Source organism: Melioribacteraceae bacterium (assembly GCA_019638015.1).
GTDB lineage: Bacteria > Bacteroidota > Ignavibacteria > Ignavibacteriales > Melioribacteraceae > JAHBUP01.
Window position 1 is genome coordinate 114,738 of the sequence record JAHBUP010000001.1, and the last position, 24,710, is coordinate 139,447.

Here is a 24,710-nt window from a genome sequence, read left to right on the forward strand (position 1 = left end):
AAAATGAAGATAGCTTTTGCGTCAAGCGAAATATTCCCATATGCTAAAACAGGCGGATTGGCCGATGTTGCCGGATCGCTCCCGGTTGAATTAAAAAAAATGGGGCACGAAGTAAAAGTCTTTATGCCCAAGTACAATTTAATTGATGAAGAAAAAAATGGTCTCGAGTATCAATGGGATATTGGAGAAATGCCAATTAGAATTGATGGACGCGTTCACCAGGTGCATGTTCATAAATCATTACTGCCCGATTCCGATGTGGAAGTATATTTTATTGATTGCCCCTACTATTTCTACCGGGGGCAAATTTATACGGAAAACTGGGACGAGGATGAGAGATTTCTTTTATTTCAAAAAGGAGTAATTGAGGTAATTCAAAGATTAAAATGGAAGCCCGACATTATTCACTGCAACGATTGGCAGACAGCACTAATTCCCTTAATGCTGAGAGATAATTATAAGTGGGACAAACTTTTTGATAATACCGCGACTGTGTTCACAATACATAATGTTGCCTACCAAGGAAGATTTTCTAAAGAGGCATTTCACAAGGCTGAAATTGAATACAAATATTTTCTTGATGGAGGCATAGGGGAATATGAGGGCGGAGTAAATTTTATGAAAACGGCAATTTATTCTGCCGATGCTATTAATACGGTTAGTGAGAATTATGCCCGCGAATTATTGACTCCCGAATATGGAGAGGGGATGCATCCCTTTTTAATTTTACGCAAAAATGACTTTTACGGAATATTAAATGGAGTAGACTATTCTATTTGGAATCCGGAAACCGATAAGCATATTCCATTTCACTATAATGCAGATGATCTTTCGGGTAAAGAAGAAAATAAAAAATATCTGCTCGACAAATTTAATCTCCCCTATGATGAAAAAATTCCGATGATCGGTATCGTATCGAGAATGGTATCCCAAAAAGGTTTTGATATTGTTGCCGACGGAATTGAAGAACTAGTTAAGTTAAACGCGCAATGGGTTGTGCTTGGTAGCGGTGAACAGAAATACCAGGAGATGTTCACATACCTAAGTAAATCATTACCAAATAAATTTGTTTCATATATCGGTTATAATAATGATCTGGCCCATTTAATTGAAGCCGGAGCGGATATATTTTTAATGCCCTCAAAATTTGAACCGTGCGGGTTGAATCAGATTTATTCATTGAAGTATGGTACCGTGCCGGTTGTTAGAAAAACCGGGGGACTCGCAGATACTATCCTTGATTGGAATGAATATTTAACACAAGGGCTCGAAATTGGCACCGGATATTCATTCTGGGATTATAACACAACAGCATTGGTACATTCGGTTCAGCGTGCAGTTAATGATTTTCAATTAAAGGATGTTTGGAGAAAAATTCAACTCAATGGAATGAAGCAGAATTATTCATGGGAAAATTCAGCGCTTAAATATGTTGAACTTTATGATCATGCACGTAAAAACAGAATTAAACAAATGGGGAACTAAGAGTTAAGTAATTAACGTTCTACACTTAAAAGGAAAAATGAAAATAAGTCAAGCTATAATTTTTTTTGGCACTGTTTTTTTAGTATACGGCTCAATTAATTATTATGTAATAAGAAGAATAGTCTCCGTTATTCCAGACTCATATAAAACATTAGCAATAATTATTTTGGCGGCAACTGCATCCTCTTTTTTTGTGGGCAGAATACTCGAAAATTATTGGTACACATACCTTATTGATTTTCTAATTTGGGTTGGATCAATTTGGCTGGCAATAATGTTCTATACATTTCTTTGTTTGGTAATCCTGGATTTGCTCCGATTAATTAATCATTTCATTCCCTTCGTGCCAAAAGTCTTTTTTGAACATCCGGTTAAAACCAAAAAAATAATTGCCTTAATTATACTTGTACTTGTTACAACTTCAGTGGTCGGCGGAATTATCAACAGCAGGATATTTGTTGTAAAAAAATATAATATTCATCTCGACAAATCGGGTGGAGATCGTAGCAAACTAAGAATTGTAATGGCATCAGATCTTCATCTTGGTCATATTTATGGCCATTATTTTATGTATGATTTTGTTAAAACAATTAATTCTTTGAAACCAGATGTGGTTCTTTTAGCCGGCGATATTGTTGATGAAGACATTGCTCCATTAATAAGAGAAAATTTGGGAGAAAAATTTGATTCAATAAAATCAAAATATGGAATTTATGCTGTTACCGGCAATCATGAATTTATTGGGGGTGTTGAGCCGGCAGTTGAATATCTTACAAAACAGGGAATTAAGTTTTTGCGTGACACTTCAATTCTTGTAGATAATTCTTTTTATCTAGTTGGGCGCGAGGATAGAGATATTAATCGCTTTACATCAAAGAAAAGAAAACCACTTGATGAGATATTATCCGAAACAGATAAGTCATTCCCGGTAATAATGATGGATCATCAACCATTTAATTTAGAACAGGCAGAACAGAATGGAGTTGATCTGCAATTAAGCGGGCACACACACAATGGACAGCTTTGGCCCTTAAATCATATAGTTAATAAAGTTTATGAATTGGCGTGGGGATACAAAAGAAAAACAAATACCCACTATTATGTTTCGAGCGGAGCTGGTGGTTGGGGTCCTCCGGTTAGAACCGGCAGCAGACCGGAAATAATTAAAATTAATCTTCACTTCAAAGAGTAGTTTATGATAAAGAAAATAATATTAATAATTATAATTTCTTTTGCTTTAATAGATCACCTATCTGCCCAATCTCAAAAAGTATTAATTGTAACCGGCGGAAAGACACCGGATAAAGAAAATTTTTATAGCCTATTTGAAAAGTTCGAGTACGATACAATTTCAAAACCCGCCGCTTTTACTTTATTCGGTTCCGACAAATTGAAGGATTACAAAGCAATTTTGTTTTATGATACATATCAGTCAATTAGTGAAGAGGAGAAAAATAATTTTCTGAAAATATTTGAATATGGAATAGACGTGTTCTTTCTGCACCATTCCATAGTCTCTCACCAAGAATGGGATGAGTATGAGAAAATTGTCGGTGGAAAATATTTTCATCAAAAGTATAGTGATGATGGAAAAATATATGGCCCATCAACTTATAAACACGATCAAGATTTTGTTGTAAAAATAGTTGATAAATCACATCCGGTAACAAAGGGATTAAATGATTTTGAAATCCACGACGAAACATATCTCAACTATCGAGTTCAGAAAAATGTAAAAGTACTACTCACCACAGATTATAGAGAAAGCGGAGAAATATTAGGATGGACGCACACCTATAAAAACTCAAAGGTAGTTTTTATAATGCTTGGACACGATAAAATTGCTTTCAGTAATGGTAACTTTAAAAAACTAATCAACAATACTTTCGAGTATTTGTTGAGCAATTAATACACTCCACGTTTCATTTAATCATAAGTATTTTCTTGTAAAGAAGTCATTCAAATCTTATTTTACATTTATAGTTCCCACCAAAAGGAGCGTTAAATGAACAAGCACGCTTGGCTCATAGCCGTCACTCTCTTTATCCTAATCAATTCATGCAAAAAAGAAAACTCAACAGAACCGGAAGTACCCGAACTTAAAGGAACGGCTATAGGCGTTCAGGGGGGAACAATCAAGCTTGAGGATGCACAAGTAAATATTTCGAGCGGCACATTCTCAAGTGATCAAAAATTAATTTTGGAAAAAGCAGCCATTCCACCTGGTCACGAATCGGATGCGAACAGTACTGCTTATAAGTTAGATAATATTCCAATTAATTTTTCCAAACCTATTGAAATAGGAGTAAAGATATCGGGACAAATTACAGGCGATACAATTTTAGCGGTTAAAGTCCCATCATATATAGTAAGTGGCGATAAACTTGAAGACAAAGTAATTTATTTGAGAGGCAAACTTGTTGATGGTATTGTAACAGCAAAGATAGATAATCTCACGGAAGCTAGCTTTGCGAAATTCAGCGGCATAAAAGATGAAGGGCGGTTTGTTATTTACTTCTGGTCAAAAATAAATCAAGTCTCTTATATCACCCCAAAAAATCATTTCAGAGTGAATTATCCGCTCGGCATAGATAAAAATACAATAATTGATGTTGGGCAAATATTAGAAGATAGCTACAAATATATTGATGAGCTTGGATTTAAGTTGACTAAACGTACCAATTGGCCAATGGATATAAATATTGTTAACCGCCCGGGAGTGTATGGCGAATATATTTCATCAAAAAGAAGTATGAATTATGATATCATGGAAATAGATAGAAATTCGTTAAATGATGAACAGCAACTAAAAGCCACACTAATACATGAATTGTTTCACGCGGCACAAACAATGTATAATCCACATTGGAATTTTACTTCAAATATTCTTGGCGTATGGAAGGGGGGGTATGAGCATCTTTGGGTTGATGAAGCGGTTTCAACATGGAGCTCATATGCATTATTAAAAGATCCAAATTTCACCGATATGAATGTTAAGGCTTATAGATACCTAATCTTGTCGGGAATTTCAACAATTAAAAGTGATCCCGCAGGTTATGGTTATGGGATGTCAATTTTTATTAAATATTTAGTTAATAAGTATGGAGAAAAATCATTAGTAAAAATTTATGAAGGAATATTGAAAAAATTGGGCTCCTATTTTTCTATAAGCTCTATTTGTGCTGTTACAATAGATCTTGATTGGTATGACTATATTGAAAAATTATTATTAGACCAGGTTGATCCTGCCGAGTTTTCGGGAAAAGATTTTATAGTTGGAAGTGCAACCAGAAAGCAAATTAAAGAACTAAAGACAGTTGAAGAAACGATTACATTAAAAATGGGAGCGCTATCGTCTCAGCTTTATAGATTTGAATTTCCTACTCAAATTGAAGCTACAAAAAACGCACAAATAACATTCTCAACATCAGCCGGAGAGATTTGTATATTTAGGAGTAACGCAAAAATTGGTGAATTAAAAAGATTAACTACAACCGTATCAGAATACACGTTGACTAACTTAAAGGATGTTATTGAGAAAGATGATAGAATAGTTATTGCAGTATCGAATGGAAGCGTTATCCCTTCAGATGGCACTAAAGACGTAACTTTCAAATACAAATTTGAAGAAGCCGTGGACCTTTCAAAAATTCAATCTGCATCTATAAGTGTTAGATTTGCCGCAAATGAAACCGGCGGTAATAATATAAATTGGGAAGCATATGCGCTTCCAAAATTTAATCCTTCGGATAATTGGAGGGGTTATTGGGTTGGAAATAAATTTATAGGTGATTTTACTCTGACAAAATTTGCCGATATGTACACGAATGTTTCGGGAACGTTTACACTAACATATGATTTTGTAAAAAAAGAAATGATAGAAATTATTTATGATGTCTCTTATATTGCAGACGGTTCTCGTAGCGTGAAGAATAAAATTGTGTTACAAAACCTACCTTTAAGCGAATATAATACTCAAGCCGGTCCAAACTACTCATATTACAGTTTTATACAACTTGGAGAGGGGGTCTGTAATTATATTAAAGAATTATCATACACCGAAACCAATTTTAATACCGGGCAGGTTACAAGTGTTAATAAAACCGGGTGCAATGCAAAATCGCAAATATGGGTTAAACTGAATGAGTTTTAGGAATTATTGATAAATATCTCCCACCATTCTAGTAATTCTTTTGCGTAGCTGCCTCGAACCATTAATATATGGTTGCCAAGTGGATTTCTTAATAAATCACTTACTTTTGCTGAACCATGAAGTTTTACCTTTACTTGGGTGCGGCATAATACTTCGGAATTTCCTGACTCAACTATCTCTCCGTTTGAAATCCAGATCTGCTCTAAATTTTTTCCACCAATACGAAGAAGAGTAACTTTTCCATTAGATATTTCACCCCCAATGCCAACACCAAGTCCCGATTCAAAATGAGAGCGCAGTTGGTAATTATCAACTAAGCTTATGGGAACGGTGCAATGAGCGAGCCACAAAGAATTGTTTTGCTCATCTAATGAAGAGGGATTTGCCATCCAAACCACCTCTTCGGTAAATAAATTAGCCCATATCATACCTATAGTGGAAACAATATCTCCTTCGCATCCGGCAGTAATACCATCATCATTTAACTTTGAAAGAGCAAAACAGCCGGTTGTTTTTAGGTCGATTACTAAATCGAAACAACGAACAGAGAGAGCATTTGATTTATATTTATCTATTATTTTTTTTAACGCCGAATAAACTTTTACAACTTCTTTAATTTCTTTTTTTGATGGTTCTTTAATTGACTTGGCTTTTTTAGTAAGAGAATAGAGCGGGTCTTCAATTTCCTCATCAGTAATATTATCAATTAAATTTTTAAGTTCATTCAAATCTATATTCTTTATTTCACAGCCCCATACTTTTTTTACAATCTCGGGATCGGGCATGCTCGCTATAAGCCAATCGGAAGGAGCTCCTATTAACCCTATTTGGGTATTTGTGAGTTGGAAATAAATATCATATTGCTTTATTATTTTCCGCAGATCATCAACCCACTTTTTGCTGTTCTCGGTATCAATAAAAATTATTTTACCTTTTACGTTTTCCTGATTTAGCCGTGCGAGAATTTCAAGTGCCGCGGGAAGTGAGTTGTGTGATGAATGTGCAATCAAAATAATAGGAAGTTTGTACAGAAGGGTTTTGCTGTTCTGCCAAAAGTTCAAAAATTTATTTTCGGTACCGCCGGTAAGTATAAAAAAGAAGAGGGGCCTTTCAAATGAAATATTTTTATCATCTAACCAATCGGCGCCTAATTCTGTGATAGATGATTTAATGTCTCCACCTACTTGATCAATAGATAGTCTTCCAACATCACTCGAAAAACATAATACCCCAAATTTAGGATTTCCCATACAAGCTCCGGTTTTGTATGAGAAATTATAATGTTATTTCATCAAAATCATCTTTTTTACAGAAACAAAATCACCCGCGTGCAGACGGTAGAAATAAACAGCGGAAGATAATTGTGAATTGATAATTGAGAATTTATAATTATGAATTCCTGCTTGCTGTATTTCGTTCACAAGCGTTGCCACTTCTCTACCCAATATGTCGTACACTTTTAATGTAACGTGAACATTGCTAGCAGGCATGCCGTTCGGAATGACATAGCTGATTGTCGTCTGTGGATTAAAAGGATTGGGATAGTTTTGAAAAAGAGTAAACTCAGTTGGGAGTTCAACATCCTCAATAACACCGGTAATAACCTCAATATACTTTTTTCTGCTCTGTATTATGGTGTTTCTCAAATTATCCATTGATTCAGCGCCGGCAAATACAAATGCCACATCTTTATAAGATTTAGGTGAAATAGAAAAAGGTCCTCCTCCCATAACATAAGAAACATCTCCTCCGACACCACCACTAAATTTTATTCCGCTCGAAAGAGCAGTAAATTTTTCAAGGTCCTCAAAACCATTAATCATAATTATTTCTCCGGCTGAACCATCCGTTAACAATGGGTAATATGAATAATTCAAATCGGACAACAATGCAGAACCGTAATAATTTGGATCATCAACCAAACCTTTATCGAATGCAAACGCAAAATTATTTGTTCTATCGTAGCCTGTAGTGTCATCATTCGAATTACTAAAGGGAATATCCCAATCAACAAAATAACCAGCATAAATATTATTGATTACTTGATCGGTCTCATTTTTAAGTCTTGTTTTAATTATTACATAATTATCATCCGGCGGGTTTTGAAATGAATATGTAGTCATTTCGGTCGTAATTCCTAGTGAAGCGGTTTTTGCTTCGGAATCATTAAACATAGTAAATCCCTCTTGATCGGCTATTTTACCCGGAGTAACTACTTTGTATTGTTGAAGAGAAAGGAAATCGAAACTTTGCGATTGTCCGCTTCGTGCCGCGTCCATTAAGTTATTCTTTCCGGTTCCATACATGAATGCGCCTTCAAACATTACGTTGTCGTTATTGTTGTACTTAAATCCCTCTCCCTCAAGATTATTGGGAAAATCATTATAAGCTAACGTTCCTTTACTCGTAACAGTCATAGTAATTTTATTATTGTTATGATTGTCATAGGTTGGATTAATTCTTGCCGTTATCCATTGATAATCTTCATATCCAATTGATTTATAGTGAATCAAGAAATTGATTGTATGATTAGTTGGCGCGGTCGGCAGTATATCAAACTTGAACGTGTATAAATTGGGGTATTCTCTTGATGCATCTAGGGAAAAATTACTGTTTGTTAGCAAGCTTAAGTTAATGTATGGGTCATCAGTCTCAACTGTAATACTAAGATTATTGATTTGCTCGAAATAATTTTTGATTGAAACCGCAACTTCCACGCTCTCGTTTGTTTCAAAAATCCCATTATTATTACCTCGTTCAATAAATTTAATATCACTTCCTTTCACGGCAACGACATTTGTTTGCGCGACAGCTTTAAAAGCATTCACTCTCCCTTTTCCCAAAAGGTATTTTAGATTTGCTTCATTTGCGCTGTAGATATCATCGGCAGTGGCTCGAATTCTTTGAATAATCTGTTCGGGGGAATAATTTGGGAATTGTGCTGCCACCAATCCAGCTAATCCCGCAACCAGCGGAGAAGCCATAGATGAACCACTAATTGATCTGTACATTGTTTCATTATCTGGAATTCTCTGCCAAGTTGAAAGTATAAATGTGCCCGGAGCCATAACGTCAACATCTTTTCCATAATTTCCATTTGGAAATTTTTGATCAGAAAAATAATTCAGCCAGCCGACTGATAAAACATTTTCATAACCTGCGGGATAAAAAGTATCGGGCAAGTTGTCGTTTCCAGAAGCCGCTACAACAACCGCTCCCAACGACGCGGCGTAATTTATAATATCCTGCTCATAACGGGAATAACTATAACCACCCCAGCTGCAGTTAATAATTCTAGCTCCGTTATCCGCCGCATATTTAATGCCTTCGTAGCCATAATAAACATAAGGATAACCTCGATCATCTCTTCTGTCACTTCTTGATACTTTTACCGGAAGAATTGTACAGTTATATCCAATTGAGGCAACACCAATTTTATTATCAGTTACAGCAGAAGCAATTCCCGCCACATGAGTACCGTGAAACGCGAGAGGATTGTTTAAATCAATATCTTCAATGGGATCATCATCAGCGATACCGTTTGTTCCACCAAAATCTTTACCTATCACTTTACCATTAATATCTTTTAAAATATTTGCCGCCAAATCGGGATGTCCCCAATCAACCCCAGTATCAATTATTGCAATTAATACAGAAGAATCTCCCTTCGTTATATTCCAAGCATCTTCAGCAAATATGCGGTTGAGATGATCTTGTGAACCGTTTTTGTATAAAGAATCGGAGGGGACATAAGCTAGTTTGTGAATATATCTTGGTTCTGCGTACTCAACATTTTTAAATGAAGAAATTTTCTGTGCTACAGAACGAATGTCCTCGCTTGTAATTATTTCTATAGAATAAATATTTGCCAGTGAATTACTTCCTTTAAATAAAATGTTTGGGTTATCCTCGTATAACTTTTTAAATGAAATAACTGTCGAATTAATTGTATTGTTTTTTCGGGAAGAAAAAAGTTCTTGAATATTAAAATTTGGCGAAGGATTTTCTTTGAACTTCACGATTAATGTATTAGATAAATAAAATGAATTTCCATCCCGTATTATTTCCTGAGCTGAAAGAAGGGAAGTAATTGCCAGTATAATCAAAAGTTTCTTCATACAATCCTTTGTAAAATTTATAGCAAAATATAAACGGCTATTTTGTTTCTATATAATTATTAGATTTATCGGCATCGGGAACCGCTCTAGTATCAACTTCAACTTTAGTAATCTTTTTATTCGAAGAGAATTCAAGTTTAAACTCCCGGTTACCCTTTTTCCAAACAGAAATATTATGTTTAATTGCTTCGGTTGATTTATCGTCATATGTAACATTCAAATTTACGGGAACAGGAACACCCCCCATATTTTCAACTGTTATTTCGGTTTTATTTCCTTTTGGGCGGACGCTTTTAATTGCAAGGTCAGGGAAGTGTTTATTCATAAACCAAGGATTCCAGAACCAGCTCAAATCTTCTTTTGCAACATCATTAAATGTGAAAAAGAAATCGTAGGGAATTGGATGTTTACCTTTCCATCTATTTATATATTCATGAAGAGCCTTTAAAAATAAATCGTGTCCCAGTGCTTCTCTCAAAAAATGATACGCGACCGAACTTTTAATATATGATGAGAATGTTAAGTTAGCTCCTCTCGTTGCGTATGATAAAGAATAAATGGGTAAGTCTCTCTCCGATCCCATCTCTCTCCCCATATTTGTAATATTTGCGGCAAGCTCATCATCTTCTGGATATGTCTGTGTAACTAAATCATACGTAAAATAAGTTGCCCATCCTTCATCCATCCACGCATATTTTCTTTCATTCGTTCCCATATAAAAGGGGAAATAAGAATGAGCAATTTCATGAAGTGTAACGCCCAGTTGTCCTGATTCAGTTGGATAAACTCCATTATTAACCATCATTGGTGATTCCATTCCACCGCCGAACGCCTGTTCTCCATTAAAGGTTGTGATTTTAGGATATGGAAATGGAACCGCGGGCATCTCCTTCGAAAGATATTCAACCGATGCTTTTGCGTGAATTGCGGTATTTGCAAATCCTGTTGACGAAGGAGGATAAACTGCATCGGTTAAAACGCGCGTACCTTTATCATCAATCTCGGCACTAATTCCATCCCATATATATCCACTGCTCAAAGCAAATGTAAAATCGGGAACATTTTCAGCTTTGAATTTCCAAATTAATTTTGCTTTATCAAGAGTTGGGCCTGTTTTCAAATCTTCTTCATTAATAATTCTAACGAGTCCATCGCTATCTAACGCTTCATTATATCTTTCAATTATATGTGGTTTTAATACTTCCTCTAAATTTTTATATAAACCGGTACCCCATACAACAAAATTTTTTGGAGCGGTAATTTCAACTTCATAATTATTGATATCGTTATAAAACTCAACCGCACCGGCGTAATCTTGTCTGTCCCAACCATCAATATCGTCATACACAGCAATTTGAGGATACCAATAGGCTACGTATAAAGTTGAATCGTTGTAAGCGCCCATCCTTATTCTTGATTCCTTTGGAATTGTAACAGACCATCTAATTTCTACATCGACAGAAGTATTGGAATATACTTTGGGTGATAAATCTCTTAATAGTAAATTTGTTCCATTTCTTGTTGACTTGGCTCTTGAATGAAGGGCTATTCCTGCACCATTAATTATTACAGTATCGAGGATTACTCCCTCATTAATATCTTCAGGATTAACAGCATAATCTCGACTCATTCCCTTTTTCATAATGTCTTGATACAACCTGATAACAAGAGAGCTAAGTGAATCGGGACTGTTATTGTAAAACTTCATATTTGTTGTGCCCTTAATTAATCTCTCTTTTGGAAAGACTTCGGCCTTAATTATATAATCAGTTTTATTAACCCAATAATTTTTACCTGGCCTGCCATCGAATGAGCGTGTACCTTTTTCATAAGCCTTTTTAATATTTGGGGGTATATAAAGAGAATTATGCTGGGCAATTAATTGAGTACAAGCAAACAGTAAAATTAGCGTTAAAGTGAAGTATCTAGTTTTCATTTTTCCTCGGATGGTCTGAACAATTTATTGTAGTGTTTTTATGCATTGTCAAAAACAACAATCCTAAAATCATAAACACAAATTCTTACATTATTTTGATGCGCGCGTCAACCGAAACATAGCCACACTTTCTATTATATATAATTGGATTAAGGTCGAACTCAACAATGTTTTCATTTTCGAGCATCATTGCAGCGCATGAGCGAATTATACTTTTCAATTTCTCTAGATCGCTGGGCATATCACCGCGTACACCATTTAAAATTTTTCCAATTTTTGTGGAGAGAATTAATTCATCAACATCTATATCGGAAAGGTAACATGACTTCATTGAAGTATCGTCAAAAACTTCAACATATTTGCCGCCGGTTCCAAACATTATTATTGGGCCGAACGAAGGATCTCGAAATCCGCCAATTAATATTTCATGCTCGCCAGCTAAATACTGCTGAATTAAAAATGATTGAACTTCAAATCCGGCTTTATTAAAACTTTCCGAAATTTCTTTTGAAGCAATAACTAATTCTTCTATGTTACTAATATTTAATTTAACAGCATTTAATTCCGACTTGTGAACAACCTCCTCGTTTATTCCCTTTACAACAATGGGATAAAAATCAATTTCACAAGATTCAATTTCAGCCGGTTTTATTATAAAACTTTTAACTGTCGGGATTTTGTAGTGGGCGCACATTTCTAATGTTTTGGTTTGATTTAAAAATCCTTTTTTGGCATCAACTTTTTTAATTGAATGATTGAATAATTTAGCGTAGTTGGTTTTTTCTAAACTTAGTTTTGCTTTAGTGGTGATATGGAACAGCATGTTTCCAAGCACAACCGCGGGATCCTCGGGATTTCTGAATATTGGTTTTTTGCTAATTGAGTTATCTCTATATTTTTGCCAAAACTCAGGCATAGGCATTACGGATTGCATTATTGGCTTTTCGGAATTTATTGAGTTGATTGTTTCAACCACAATGAATGGCGAAACCATTACTGGCTCAACAAATATTGAGATGACTGAATCTACGCCATTATCAGCGATAAGTAATTCAATTACTTGTTTGTATGTATCGGCATTTCCTCCGGGAAGAAGATCAATCGGATTTTCAACGCTACCTTCGGGATGTATGATTTCTCGAATCTTATTTTTTGTTTCAATGGATAACTCGGCGAGGACTAATTTTTTTTGTTCTAACTTATCAACACATAATATCGCCGGTCCTCCAGCATTAGTAACTACCGCAACCTTTTTTCCTTTTGGAATCGGGAAAAATTCAAATCCTTTAGCGGTATTAAAAAGTTCATTCAAATCATTAACCCGGATAACTCCAAATTGGTTTAGTAGAGCATCCACAATTTTGTCGGAACTGCTTAAAGCACCAGTGTGAGATGACGCGGCCTTCATTCCCCCGGAAGTTTTACCTGCTTTTAATACTATTACCGGTTTGGAAATATTTCCCTGAGCAAAAGGAAGAATAAATTCTTTTCCATCAACAAAACTCTCAAGATAAAAAGTAAGAATGCTGATGTTATCATCACTCTCCCAATAATTTAATATATCGTTCTCATTTATCTCGGCTTTATTACCTACGCTAAGAAAATGCGCAAATTTAATATCAGTCTCGCGCAGTGAATTTAATACTGCGGCGCCCAAAGCTCCGCTCTGAGATAAAAATCCCGTACTGCCTGTTTCCGGTTTCTCGGCAACAAAAGTCGCGTTTAATTTAATTTCGTCGAGTGTGTTTATAATTCCCATGCAGTTGGGCCCAACCAATCGTGCGCCGGCATTTTTTACTTTTTCAATAATTCGCTTTTCAACAACAGCCCCCTCAATACCAATTTCCCGAAATCCCGCTGTAATTAATATGATTGATTTACATTTCCTATCCAGTAATGAATTAATTGTTGCCTCGGCAAATTGTTTTGGAACAACAACAATTGCTAAATCAATCGGTTCGATTATCTCCTCAATAGAAGAAAAACATTTCAATCCCAATATCTCTTCTGATTTAGGGTTGACCGGAAATACTTTTCCGGTATAGCCGTAGGAATTTATCGTCTTCAGTATTTCGTAGCCGATACTTTTTTCTTTTGATGAAGCGCCCGCCACGCAGATAGATTTGGGATAAAAAAAGTTTTTCAACGAGTCCATAGTCAACTTTAAAGTTTGTTGTGTTAAAATTAGGATAAAACTTACTAATTTTCTTTTGTCGGCAAGCGGTTACTAATTTTTACATATTATTTTATTACTGTTAATCGGCGTGTTGAATAATGTAAATTCGTGCCCTATATTAATATTAAGAAGTAAAAACATGGGCAATATGTAATTAACAACTTTCGGTGAGCATGGAAATAGGTAAAAAAAGACAGATTATAAATAAAATTTTGGGTGAGTTTGTAGCCAAATCTTCCGAAGATTTTATGCGGCTTTCATCACTTTTAAAGAATCCAGAGTCTGAAGCTGACACCTCCAAACATGTCGATAAAATGTTCAGAAAAATTATGGAGTTCAATAAGGAAATTAGTAGAGAAATCCAGCTGTTGCTGGATGAACAGGAACACACTGCCGAAAAAATTCAAAAATTAATTGAAGATAAAAATCGATTTGAAAAATTATACTCATCTGGAATATTGTTTCAATCAGAAACAGAAATGAAAAGCTTGATGGAAATAGCAATTGATACAACAGTCCGAGAGCTTGCCGCAGATGAAGGATTCATTGTTCTAGTTAATGATAATCTTGAAATTGAGACGGTTGTATCTAAAAACATGCCCCCCGAAAAGGAAGATGCTGTAAAAGAAATTTCTACATCAATAATAAAAAACACAGTTAATGAATTAAAACCGCTTCAATTAGATGATATAAAAGCTGAAGCCGAATTTGCTCAAAAACATAGTATAATTTCTCTGGGATTATCTTCAGCGATTAGCGTACCATTAATTTCAGGAGATAAAGTTTTAGGCGCCGTTTATCTCGACCGAAGAAATAAAAACAATCCCTTTATGGATAGCGATTTAATTTTCCTAATTGCGTTCGCGAAACAGATAGTTAAGGGATTAGAAGTATCGCTGGAGATTGAAGATCTTGAAGAACGGCTTGAAGAGCGTCCTAAAATTGAGTTTAATGAACTAAGGCAATTATTTAAAAGTGATGATTTAGTTGGTACCGGGAATAAATTATTTGCCGTGCTAAAGCTTGCCTCTAAAGTCTCGGCTACTGATGCGTCCATTTTAGTACTCGGAGAAAACGGTACAGGAAAAGAATTACTTGCGAGGGCAATACACGCAAACAGCTCTAGAAAAGATAAACCCTTTATAGCAGTTAATTGCGGCGCAATACCATCTGAACTGCTTGAATCCGAATTGTTTGGATATGAAAGCGGCGCGTTCACCGGCGCGGTAAAAAGTAAACCGGGAAGAATGGAAATTGCAGATGGCGGAACGATTTTTCTAGATGAAATTGGTGAGATGGGAATTAATCTTCAGGCTAAACTTCTCCGTGTTATACAAACAAAAGAGATTGAGCGGCTCGGCTCTGTGCAAATCAAAAAAATTGATGTACGATTTATTGCCGCAACTAACCGGGATCTCTCTCAGATGATTACCGAGAAATTATTTAGAGAAGATCTTTATTATAGATTAAAGGTTATCGAAATTGTTCTACCACCTTTACGAGAAAGAAGGGAAGACATTCAAGAGTTGGCCAATCACTTCATAAAAAAATATTCGGGTGATATCAACAAGTTTTCCATTTCTGATGAAGCGCTGGAAATTCTTGAACAGTATAATTGGCCGGGCAATATCCGTGAACTTGAAAATATAATTCAGCGAGCAATCATTTTATCAAAATCAGAAATTATTACAAAAGATGATCTGCCCCCCGAATTACTAAATGATGCCGAATCAGAGTACATATTTGGCAATGATAAATCATTGGCAGAGGCGGAAAATGAATTTAGAAAACTTTATATAACTAAAGTTCTGAGAAAATTTAAGTCAAAATCGGAAGCGGCTAAAATTTTAAATATTAACAGGAGCCACCTCCACAAGCTTCTCTCTAGTTTAAATATCACCGAATAAGTTGCCTCAAAACCACACCCACTATGAGCATTGTTGCTTTATTGCAACACAATAATCCCAATCCTTAATAAAGTCTAAAATATTATACCTATTTCCCAATTAATGAGACGGCATGTCGTTTGATGTTGTTCTTCATAGGAAGATGAAAAATATGAATGAGCAAATATTAGTAATTGATTCGGATACAATAAAACTTCGAAAGATGAGAGAGCTTTTATCAAGAGAAGGATTCAACATTATTACTGTTATTGACCGGGAATCAGCTTTGAGTATTTGTGATAAAATTAAAATTGAATATGTAATAGGAAGACCAAACGACTTAGGTCTTCTGGAAGAAAATTCAAATAGCTAAAGGAGAAAAGATGAAGAAATATTTTTTATTAGTCTTACCCCTAGTTATTGCTCTTTCAATAGTTGGCTGTAATAAAAGTGATAATCCCACAGAACCGGAAAATAGTAGCGGTCCCTCTGCGGGCCAACCAATGCCCACATTTGAAAATTCCGCCGACTATGGTGGAACATTAGCAACAATACAATACTCTATGAACTCACCTGTTGCGGGATTTCCTGCCATTCAAACGACTTTAGTTTTTGGAATTTTGGGAAAAGGGATTGACGGAGGAGCACTAACTGTAAACAATAATGCTATTGGCAAGCTTACTCAAGGCGGGTCAACATTTTATATCGCACCCAATCCATCAAATCCAACACAAACTGTGAGCGGGATAAACTTCAATGGTTCGTCTCACAATTTTGCTGTATCTGGTGCCGGAGCAATTCCCTCATTTAGTGGGACAGTTAATAGTCCGGCATCTTTTAACGTTACCGCCCCGGTTTCAAATGCAACCGTTAATAAATCTTCTAATTTACAAGTTACCTGGGGAGGGGGATCTTCAAGTAAAGTACTTGTGCAGGTTATTAATACATCAGATTCAAAAGTGAAAAGTTATCAAGAGTTGAATGATAGCGGAAGTTACTCAGTTCCGGCGGCCGACTTGGCTTCATTCAGCGGAGATTGTATGGTATACGTGGTTAAGTATAATTACAATGTTGTTACTGGCGGCGGAAAAAAATATTACTTGATTTCTGAAATTGTGAAAAACGTTGTAATAAAAATTAATTAATGATCTTCAATTGCTAAAGCAGTTGGTCTAACTGGACTGTTTTCAGAGGGCGAAAACAGTCCCAGTTTAGGTTTATAATAATAAAGGGAGAAAGTTGTATGAGAAAATATATAATAATGTTATTCTTTCTGTTAAGCGCAATATCTACAAGCATGGGGCAGTGGACTTCACTCAATAATTCATTTGGAGTTGATATAAGATGTATGATTAAGGCCGGGAGCGCACTAGTGGTAGGTACAAATGGCAACGGTATTTATTATTCACCTAACTCGGATCAAAATTGGATTCAAAAAAATTCAGGATTATCAAACCTAAAAGTATATTCACTTGCAGGTAACGGGACGTTAATTGGAGCGGGGACCTATGGCGGTGGAGTTTTTCTCTCGAATAATAATGGTGATAGCTGGACATCCACCGGCAGTGGAATAACAGTGCCTTTCATTTACGCGTTAGCATTTTTAGGTAACAATATTATCTCCGGAACCGGCGGCGGCGGAATATTTAAATCTGTAAATAATGGATCAAGCTGGAGTAGTAATGGCGGTACAACCCATATAGTAAATTCTATTTATGTTGCTCAAAACTATTCTTTTCTTGGGCAAGGACCATACGCTTATAAATCGACGGACAATGGAGATACATGGAGTACCTTGATTGGTCAATCGAATACTACTATAAAAGGGTTTGCCGAAACACCAAAAGCCGGCGGCGGAACAAATATTTTTGTTGCGACTCTCGATGGTGTTTATGTATCTGTTGATGATGGCAAATCATGGAAAAAAACTAACAGCGGGTTACTTTATACCAATATAAATTCATTGGTAGCTACCGGAGAAAATCTTTTTGCCGCTACTGAAGGGGGAGGAGTATTTAGATCTTCAAACAACGGCGCGTCCTGGAATGAAATTAATTCGGGGCTCCCGGCAAATACAAATGCGAGAACTTTGGTACTAAATAATGGTATTCTCTATTTAGGAACAGAAGCTGGAGTAGTATGGAAACTATCTCTCTCCGATTTAGGAATCACTTCTGTTAAACAAGTTAGTGATGAAATTCCGGCTGAGTTTGAATTAAGTCAGAATTATCCAAATCCATTTAATCCAGAAACAACAATTAGTTATAAAGTATCCGTAGTGAGCAATGTTAGTTTGAAAGTTTATGATCTTCTTGGAAAAGAAATAGCAACACTCGTAAATGAAGTACAGCAACCGGGAAGTTATAATGTGAAATTTTCTATCAATCCAACACTCTCCGCCGGAATTTATTTCTACAAACTACAAGCTGACAACTTTGCACAAACTAAAAAAATGATGTTAATCAAATAGGATTAAAAATGAAGATCGTTCTAAAGTATTTAATAATTTATTTTATCATATCGTATTCAATTAACGCTCAATGGGCTCGAGTAAGTCAAAATAATGTGGGGGTATCAGGTAAAATGCTTGCTCATAATACTGCTCTCTTTTTATATGGCAGTCATTCCGGATTTAAACTCTACCGCACAATCGATGGCGGCGCAACATGGACTAATATCGCCGATAAATTTCCTTATGATGTTTACTATATGTACGTTCATCAAAATGAAATATTCGCGATCACTACAACATTAGGAGCGGGGACATATCGGTTTTATACATCAACAGATGATGGAGCTAGCTGGAGTGAAAAATCAAATATTCCATCGGTTACTGGTAATGGCGCCATTCTTCAATTAAGTTCTGACGGACCTACACTATACGCATCTTCAAATCGCAAATCATATTATAAATCGAATGATAATGGAATGACATGGCAGGAAACCATAATCAACACAACCGTGGGTGGAAACCTGGTTCAATTAGCCGCATCGGGAGATCACTTAATAAGTGTATTTCTTGGAACAGGAGCAGTAGTATCAACTGATAATGGTCAAACTTGGAGCGTTAAGAATCCAGGCGGAATTGCGGTCTCCGCTGTTTATCAATACAAAGGCGCTATTTATGGATTATCCTTCGGTGCCGGTTTATTTAAGTGGAATAAAAACAATAAAGATTGGGATGCAATAAATAATGGAGTTCCCGATAACGGTTCTTTTCAAATACCAATGAGTATGATTGGAGTTGGCAATACTTTGTTTGCCGCATCAAGGGGATTGATAAGCACTAAAACAACTCTTTTATCCTCAACCGATGAGGGACAAACTTGGACCCCAATTTCTCAAGAGGGATTGCCGAATATAAATGCCGGTTCCGTTTTTGGTTTTATGGCGGCAAATAATAGTAATCTATATTTATTTAATTATGCTTTTACCGGGGGAAGCAGTGACAATGAAATAACAGGAGTTTATAAAACGTCTATAGCGATAACCTCGGTGACGAATAATGAATTTCTACCAAACCATTTTGAATTATTTCAAAATTACCCAAACCCATTTAATCCGGAAACAACAATAAGTTATAAGCTATCAGCAGTCAGCGATGTAGATTTAAAAATTTATGATGTGCTAGGAAAAGAAGTATCCACACTTGTAAATGAAGTACAACAACCGGGAGTGTATAATGTAAAATTCACGAATAACTCATCACTTTCAACCGGAATATATTTTTACCGGCTGCAAGCTGGAAACTTTATTCAAACCCAAAAGATGCTATTTCTAAAATAAGAGCACCAAATAATGTTATTAATATTGAGAAGCCCGGTTATGCCGGGTTTTTTAATTATTGACGAAAAAAAACTTAATCCCTTTTAGATACATGCCCCACAGCGTAAATTATTTTGCAGATTATAGAGGTGAAATAAATTTTATCGAATTAACATTCTTTTTTTGCCAATAAATCTTGAAGATGCTTATATTGGGACACAACGTCCCACATCTTGCGATCTTTATTTTATTCACAAATGTGAAAGAATCTCATGAAATACAATTACTTGCTCCTAATTGTTTTCTCCATATTTCTTATAGTCCAGATTCAAAGTTGTACATCTGATAAATCTCAAAGCTTAATTAAAGAGAATTATTCACCCGGAACAGCAAATGTTTTTGCTCTAATTGATTTAACAGAAAATTCCGGTTCAAATGTTTTAGTGAACATGACCGTAACCAAAATTCTTGGTTATGGTGCAGGATCTTCTCCAATTCCCGATAATACAAAATTAACCGCACTCGCTAAAATTGATGGGGTGAAAACATTCCTCTCCAAAACAAATAAAGGAGAATTATATAGTGTAGAATTAAAACTATTACAGGGGGGAGTTAATACAACCGCTTCGCTCAAATGGGAAATTATTTCCATATCTAAAAACAATTAACGAAAGGATATATGAATATTAAAACGCTACTTACCGGCGCAGTTATTTTATTAATTGCGGCAATATTTGTATTCGCCGATTTTGGCAGCAACTCTAATTCTTTACCTAATAAGGTTAGATCATCAGGCAGTCCCAAAGCAAAAATTGAAAGCAAAAAAATGAGAAGTGACTACTTCTTTAATAAGCTTCGTGACCCCAAACTTAACGCGATTCCTGCAAATATTAGAGAAATTGAAATTGCTTATTCTAAAACATTACCCACATCTAACAAATTATTTAAGGGAAACAACACACTTAAATTTGACTGGAAGGAAGCAGGACCGGTTGATTTAGGTGGAAGAACTAGAGCGCTGGCAATTGACGTAAAAAACTCTAACACTATATTGGCGGGAGGAGTTAGTGGCGGTATTTGGAAATCTACCGATAAGGGAATTACCTGGAATTTAAAAACATCCCCAAATGAAGTGCAAAGTGTTGTAGCTATTGCACAAGATACAAGAGAGGGCTTTTCAAATACATGGTATTATTCGGCGGGGGAAATGGATGGTTCTGCTGGTGATAGAAGTGGTGGTGCAAGATTTTTTGGAGGCGGAGTTTATAAATCAACAGACAATGGTGAAACCTGGCAAATACTTTTGAGCACAAAAGTGCAGAGTAGTGTTGAGTGGAGCGATGTGTATTCCTTTACTAGCGAAATTATAGTGAACCCTAAAACCGGATCTGTTTTTATTGCAACTAATGGAGGAATTATTGTAAAATCAGCCGATCAAGGAAATACTTTTTCACCGTCTCTCGGAACATTAAATGAGCACTTGCGAACCGATATAAAAGTGAATAAAGATGGAGTGTTGCTCGCGTCTCTTTCTCAAAAAACAGGATCGCAATCTCAAACCAACAATCCCGGTTTTTATTATTCAACAGATGATGGTGCTACATGGAAATTTATTACAAGCACAAATTATCCTCCGGAACATGATAGAACGGTTCTCGCATTCTCGGCATCAAAGCCAAATATAGCTTATGCGTTAATGAATACAGGTAATAAATTTCAGGATACAAAAGCTGATGATTTGCGCATGTTAAGAGTTGATCTTAATACTGAACAGATAGAAGATTTGAGTGATAATATACAAGTGTACAGTACCGAAGAAAATGGAATACTGAACAGTCAAGGAAATTATAATATGGCATTAGGCGTTCACCCGGCGAACGAAAATATTGTCTTTTTTGGTTTGACAAATGTCTATAGAACTTTAGATGGTTTTGCCACAAAGATTGAAGATAAAAAAGTCAATTGGATTGGTGGATACACTGTTCAAAATGATAACAGTTCTCATCCGGCTCTGCATCCAGACATTCACGCATTTGTGTTTGATCCTAAAAATCCAGATGATTTATGGGTCGCACACGATGGCGGGTTGAGTTTTACTTCACAAGCATCTACTGCTAACTATCAAGACTTATTTCCTTGGGAGAATAGGGATAGAACATATAATGTAACACAATATTATACTATGTCAATTTTTGATGCGCCAAATGATAGCAGACTGCTTGGCGGAACACAGGACAATGGAACACCCTATTTCAGATTTGATGGTTCAAATGCTTCTCCACATCAAGATGTAAGTACTGGTGACGGTTCATATTCATACCTGGGTGTTAAATATGCTTATGCGTCAACACAAAACGGTTCTGTTACTAGATTGGGATATGACGAAAATGGAAATCCCGATCCAACCAAATGGACCAGTATAACTCCAGCCGATGCTGCAAATCAACTTTTTATAAATCCTTTTGTTGTTGATCCAAATGATGAAGACTACATGTATTATCTTGGCGGTAATATGCTTTGGAGAAACAGCGAGTTGAGCAATCTACCCGAATTCAATCAAGATAAGTTAACTCAAGGGTGGGCTTCTGTAGATTTAAGCTTACCACAAAATTATGTTTACTCTACATTAAGCATATCAAAAAAATCGGCGCATATTTTATATTTAGGCGCATACTCTGATGCCGGAAATCCCATTGTGCTTAAATTAGAAAACTCAAAAACCAGTTCAAGCGCTACAGATATTTCCCCTAACCTGCCAGAAGTAACATCAGGTTCTTATGTTAGCGCGATTGCTGTTAATCCCGATAACGCAGATGAAATTATTATTTGTTTATCTAATTATGGAATTATTGGTTTGTTTTATTCTAATAATGGTGGCGCAAGTTGGAGTGCGATTGAAGGAAATTTGCAGGGGGGTGTTAACAATCAAGGACCCTCGATACGCTCAGCGACAATACTACCTTATAATAATTCGAAGTTATATTTAGTTGCGACAAGTACCGGCGTGTATTCAACAGAAATCCTTGATGGCATGAACACGGTTTGGTCATTAGAGGCTCCTTCATTGATAGGAAATGTAGTTGTTGAAACAATAGCCGGCAGGAGCAGCGATGGAGTTGTAGTAGTTGCTACACATGGAAGGGGAGCTTTCATGGGAAAAATAACCGGTGCGGTTTCAGTAAATGATAATGCTAATATTCCTGCAAGCTATTCATTGAGTCAAAATTATCCCAATCCGTTTAATCCATCTACATCAATAAGATATAGCATTCCAAAAGAATCTAACGTTAAGCTTGTGGTATATGATGCTGCGGGAAGAGAAGTCTCTCTATTGGTAAATGGAAAACAAAACGCTGGAAATTATTCTGTTCAGTTTAACGCTCAAGGTTTAGCCAGCGGTGTTTATTATTATCGTGTATCAGCGGGTAATTATTCAAACAGTAAAAAGATGATACTTCTAAAATAGTGCTGCAAAATAATTATTCACTAACATGAATATTTATTTGACATTAAAAATATTGATAATTAGCTTTGCATAAGAATGAAAACAAAACTAAACATAGTAACATTGAATTGGTGGTGGCATATTTAAATGCCATCCTAAGGTAGTACCAAAATTTAAACCGTGGATGGCAAAGCTGTTCACGGTTTTTTAATACCCTTCCGTGAACCGCATCTGAACTCAACAACATTATATAATAGAGGTTCACATGTCTAAAAACAAAATTATTTTTCTCGAACAAACACAAATGCCAAGGTATTATTATAATATAATGGCTGATTCACCAACTCCAATGGACCCTCCGCTTCACCCCGGCACAAAACAACCGGCGGGTCCGCAAGATTTAGCGGCAATTTTTCCGATGGATCTTATAATGCAGGAAATGTCGCAAGAACGATTTATTGAAATTCCGGATGAGGTTTATGATTTGTACAGATTAAGTAGGCCAACACCACTTATCCGCGCGGCTAATCTTGAAAATATTTTGGATACACCCGCCAAAATATATTTTAAGTATGAGGGAGCTAATCCTACCGGAAGTCACAAAACCAATACTTCTTATGCCCAAGCGTATTACAATAAAAAAGCCGGTATAAAAAAATTAGTTACCGAAACGGGAGCGGGACAATGGGGAAGCGCCCTATCTATGGCGTGCAAACACTTCGGAATGGAGTGTGAAGTTTTTATGGTAAAGGTAAGTTACAATCAAAAACCGTATAGAAAAACTTTTATGAAATTGTTCGGCGCTACTGTTCATGCGAGTCCAACCGATTTAACTCAAGCCGGACGAAATGTTTTAGCTCAAGATCCCGATTCTCCCGGTTCTCTTGGTATTGCAATAAGTGAAGCTATTGAAGTAGCGGTGCAAAGGGATGATACAAATTATAGTTTGGGAAGTGTATTAAATCATGTTATGCTTCATCAAACTATTATTGGAGAGGAAGCACTACTGCAAATGGAAATGGCTGGTGATTTTCCTGATATCGTTATAGGATGCGCAGGCGGCGGAAGCAATTTTGCCGGGTTATCTTTCCCATTTTTAAGGCACAAATTAACAGGGGACAAGAAGGAAATGGAAGTAATTGCCGTAGAACCATCTTCCTGTCCAACACTAACTACCGGAAAATATGAATATGATTTTGGCGATGAAGCCGGAATGACTCCTCTCTTAAAAATGTACACCCTCGGACATAAATTTATTCCTCCCAAAATTCATGCGGGAGGATTGCGTTATCATGGAATGGCGCCAATAATATCATTAATGTATAATATTGGTGCAATAACAGCTAAATCATATGATCAGCTCGAAGTTTTTGGTGCCGCGCAAATGTTCGCGCAAGCTGAAGGAATTGTACCCGCACCAGAAAGTTCACACGCGGTTAAAGAGGCAATAGTTCAAGCTCTGAAATGCAAAGAAAGCGGGGAAGCAAAAACTATTCTGTTTAATTTATCGGGGCATGGATTTTTAGATCTTGGTTCATATGAAATGTTTTTAGAGAATGAATTGACCAACTAATTAGCTCGGCATTACTATAAAACTTTTCGGCGTTCAAATTAAGGTAATTTTGAGCGCCGAGGGTTACAAATGAACAGAGATTTTCTTTATAGGTATATCGGTAGCCCTTTCCCTAAACCAATACATGTTTTTGCATTAATATAAATCTTAGGATTTTGTTACTGCAATCAGTA

16 protein-coding genes are annotated in these 24,710 nt (G+C 36.0%); 12 read left to right on the top strand and 4 right to left on the bottom strand.

Going from position 1 to position 24,710, the window contains the following annotated elements:
- Positions 1-3: 3 nt before the first annotated feature.
- From glgA to KF816_00510, 4 genes are all read left to right on the top strand, one after another.
- On the top strand, positions 4-1,485 hold the full coding sequence (gene glgA / locus KF816_00495; GenBank protein ID MBX3006480.1) for a glycogen synthase GlgA: 1,482 nt from the start codon (positions 4-6) through the stop codon (positions 1,483-1,485).
- Between the two features lie 37 nt (positions 1,486-1,522).
- Positions 1,523-2,677: a metallophosphoesterase gene (locus KF816_00500; protein ID MBX3006481.1), complete on the top strand. Its 1,155-nt coding sequence runs from the start codon at positions 1,523-1,525 to the stop codon at positions 2,675-2,677.
- A gap of 3 nt (positions 2,678-2,680) precedes the next feature.
- A complete protein-coding gene (locus KF816_00505) occupies positions 2,681-3,394 on the top strand; it encodes a ThuA domain-containing protein (GenBank protein ID MBX3006482.1) in 714 nt (237 codons plus the stop codon).
- 96 nt (positions 3,395-3,490) lie between these two features.
- On the top strand, positions 3,491-5,638 hold the full coding sequence (locus KF816_00510; GenBank protein MBX3006483.1) for a hypothetical protein: 2,148 nt from the start codon (positions 3,491-3,493) through the stop codon (positions 5,636-5,638).
- Here KF816_00510 and KF816_00515 read toward each other — a convergent pair.
- From KF816_00515 to KF816_00530, 4 genes are all read right to left on the bottom strand, one after another.
- Complete coding sequence (locus tag KF816_00515; GenBank protein ID MBX3006484.1) at positions 5,635-6,888, bottom strand: hypothetical protein; 1,254 nt, start codon at positions 6,886-6,888, stop codon at positions 5,635-5,637. The two genes, KF816_00510 and KF816_00515, sit on opposite strands and share 4 nt — an antisense overlap.
- 33 nt (positions 6,889-6,921) lie before the next feature.
- Complete coding sequence (locus tag KF816_00520) at positions 6,922-9,756, bottom strand: S8 family peptidase (GenBank protein MBX3006485.1); 2,835 nt, start codon at positions 9,754-9,756, stop codon at positions 6,922-6,924.
- A 37-nt stretch (positions 9,757-9,793) separates the two neighbouring features.
- The gene (locus KF816_00525) at positions 9,794-11,692 is read right to left on the bottom strand and encodes a M1 family metallopeptidase (protein MBX3006486.1); all 1,899 of its coding nucleotides are present in this window, start codon (positions 11,690-11,692) and stop codon (positions 9,794-9,796) included.
- Between the two features lie 85 nt (positions 11,693-11,777).
- Positions 11,778-13,847 (bottom strand): acetate--CoA ligase family protein, encoded by a 2,070-nt coding sequence (locus KF816_00530; GenBank protein ID MBX3006487.1) that lies wholly within the window; start codon positions 13,845-13,847, stop codon positions 11,778-11,780.
- Between the two features lie 194 nt (positions 13,848-14,041).
- Here KF816_00530 and KF816_00535 point away from each other — a divergent pair, with 194 nt between their 5' ends.
- From KF816_00535 to KF816_00570, 8 genes are all read left to right on the top strand, one after another.
- Positions 14,042-15,775, top strand: coding sequence for a sigma 54-interacting transcriptional regulator (locus KF816_00535; GenBank protein ID MBX3006488.1), 1,734 nt, complete (start codon positions 14,042-14,044; stop codon positions 15,773-15,775).
- A gap of 112 nt (positions 15,776-15,887) precedes the next feature.
- Entirely contained in the window at positions 15,888-16,127 is a 240-nt protein-coding gene (locus KF816_00540) for a hypothetical protein (GenBank protein MBX3006489.1), read from the top strand.
- A 10-nt stretch (positions 16,128-16,137) separates the two neighbouring features.
- The gene (locus KF816_00545; protein ID MBX3006490.1) at positions 16,138-16,899 is read left to right on the top strand and encodes a hypothetical protein; all 762 of its coding nucleotides are present in this window, start codon (positions 16,138-16,140) and stop codon (positions 16,897-16,899) included.
- A gap of 98 nt (positions 16,900-16,997) precedes the next feature.
- The gene (locus tag KF816_00550; GenBank protein MBX3006491.1) at positions 16,998-18,224 is read left to right on the top strand and encodes a T9SS type A sorting domain-containing protein; all 1,227 of its coding nucleotides are present in this window, start codon (positions 16,998-17,000) and stop codon (positions 18,222-18,224) included.
- Between the two features lie 8 nt (positions 18,225-18,232).
- Positions 18,233-19,540, top strand: coding sequence for a T9SS type A sorting domain-containing protein (locus KF816_00555; protein ID MBX3006492.1), 1,308 nt, complete (start codon positions 18,233-18,235; stop codon positions 19,538-19,540).
- Between the two features lie 251 nt (positions 19,541-19,791).
- The gene (locus KF816_00560; GenBank protein MBX3006493.1) at positions 19,792-20,187 is read left to right on the top strand and encodes a hypothetical protein; all 396 of its coding nucleotides are present in this window, start codon (positions 19,792-19,794) and stop codon (positions 20,185-20,187) included.
- An 11-nt stretch (positions 20,188-20,198) separates the two neighbouring features.
- Complete coding sequence (locus KF816_00565) at positions 20,199-22,985, top strand: T9SS type A sorting domain-containing protein (protein MBX3006494.1); 2,787 nt, start codon at positions 20,199-20,201, stop codon at positions 22,983-22,985.
- A 244-nt stretch (positions 22,986-23,229) separates the two neighbouring features.
- Complete coding sequence (locus KF816_00570) at positions 23,230-24,537, top strand: TrpB-like pyridoxal phosphate-dependent enzyme (GenBank protein MBX3006495.1); 1,308 nt, start codon at positions 23,230-23,232, stop codon at positions 24,535-24,537.
- The last annotated feature ends 173 nt before the right edge of the window (positions 24,538-24,710 follow it).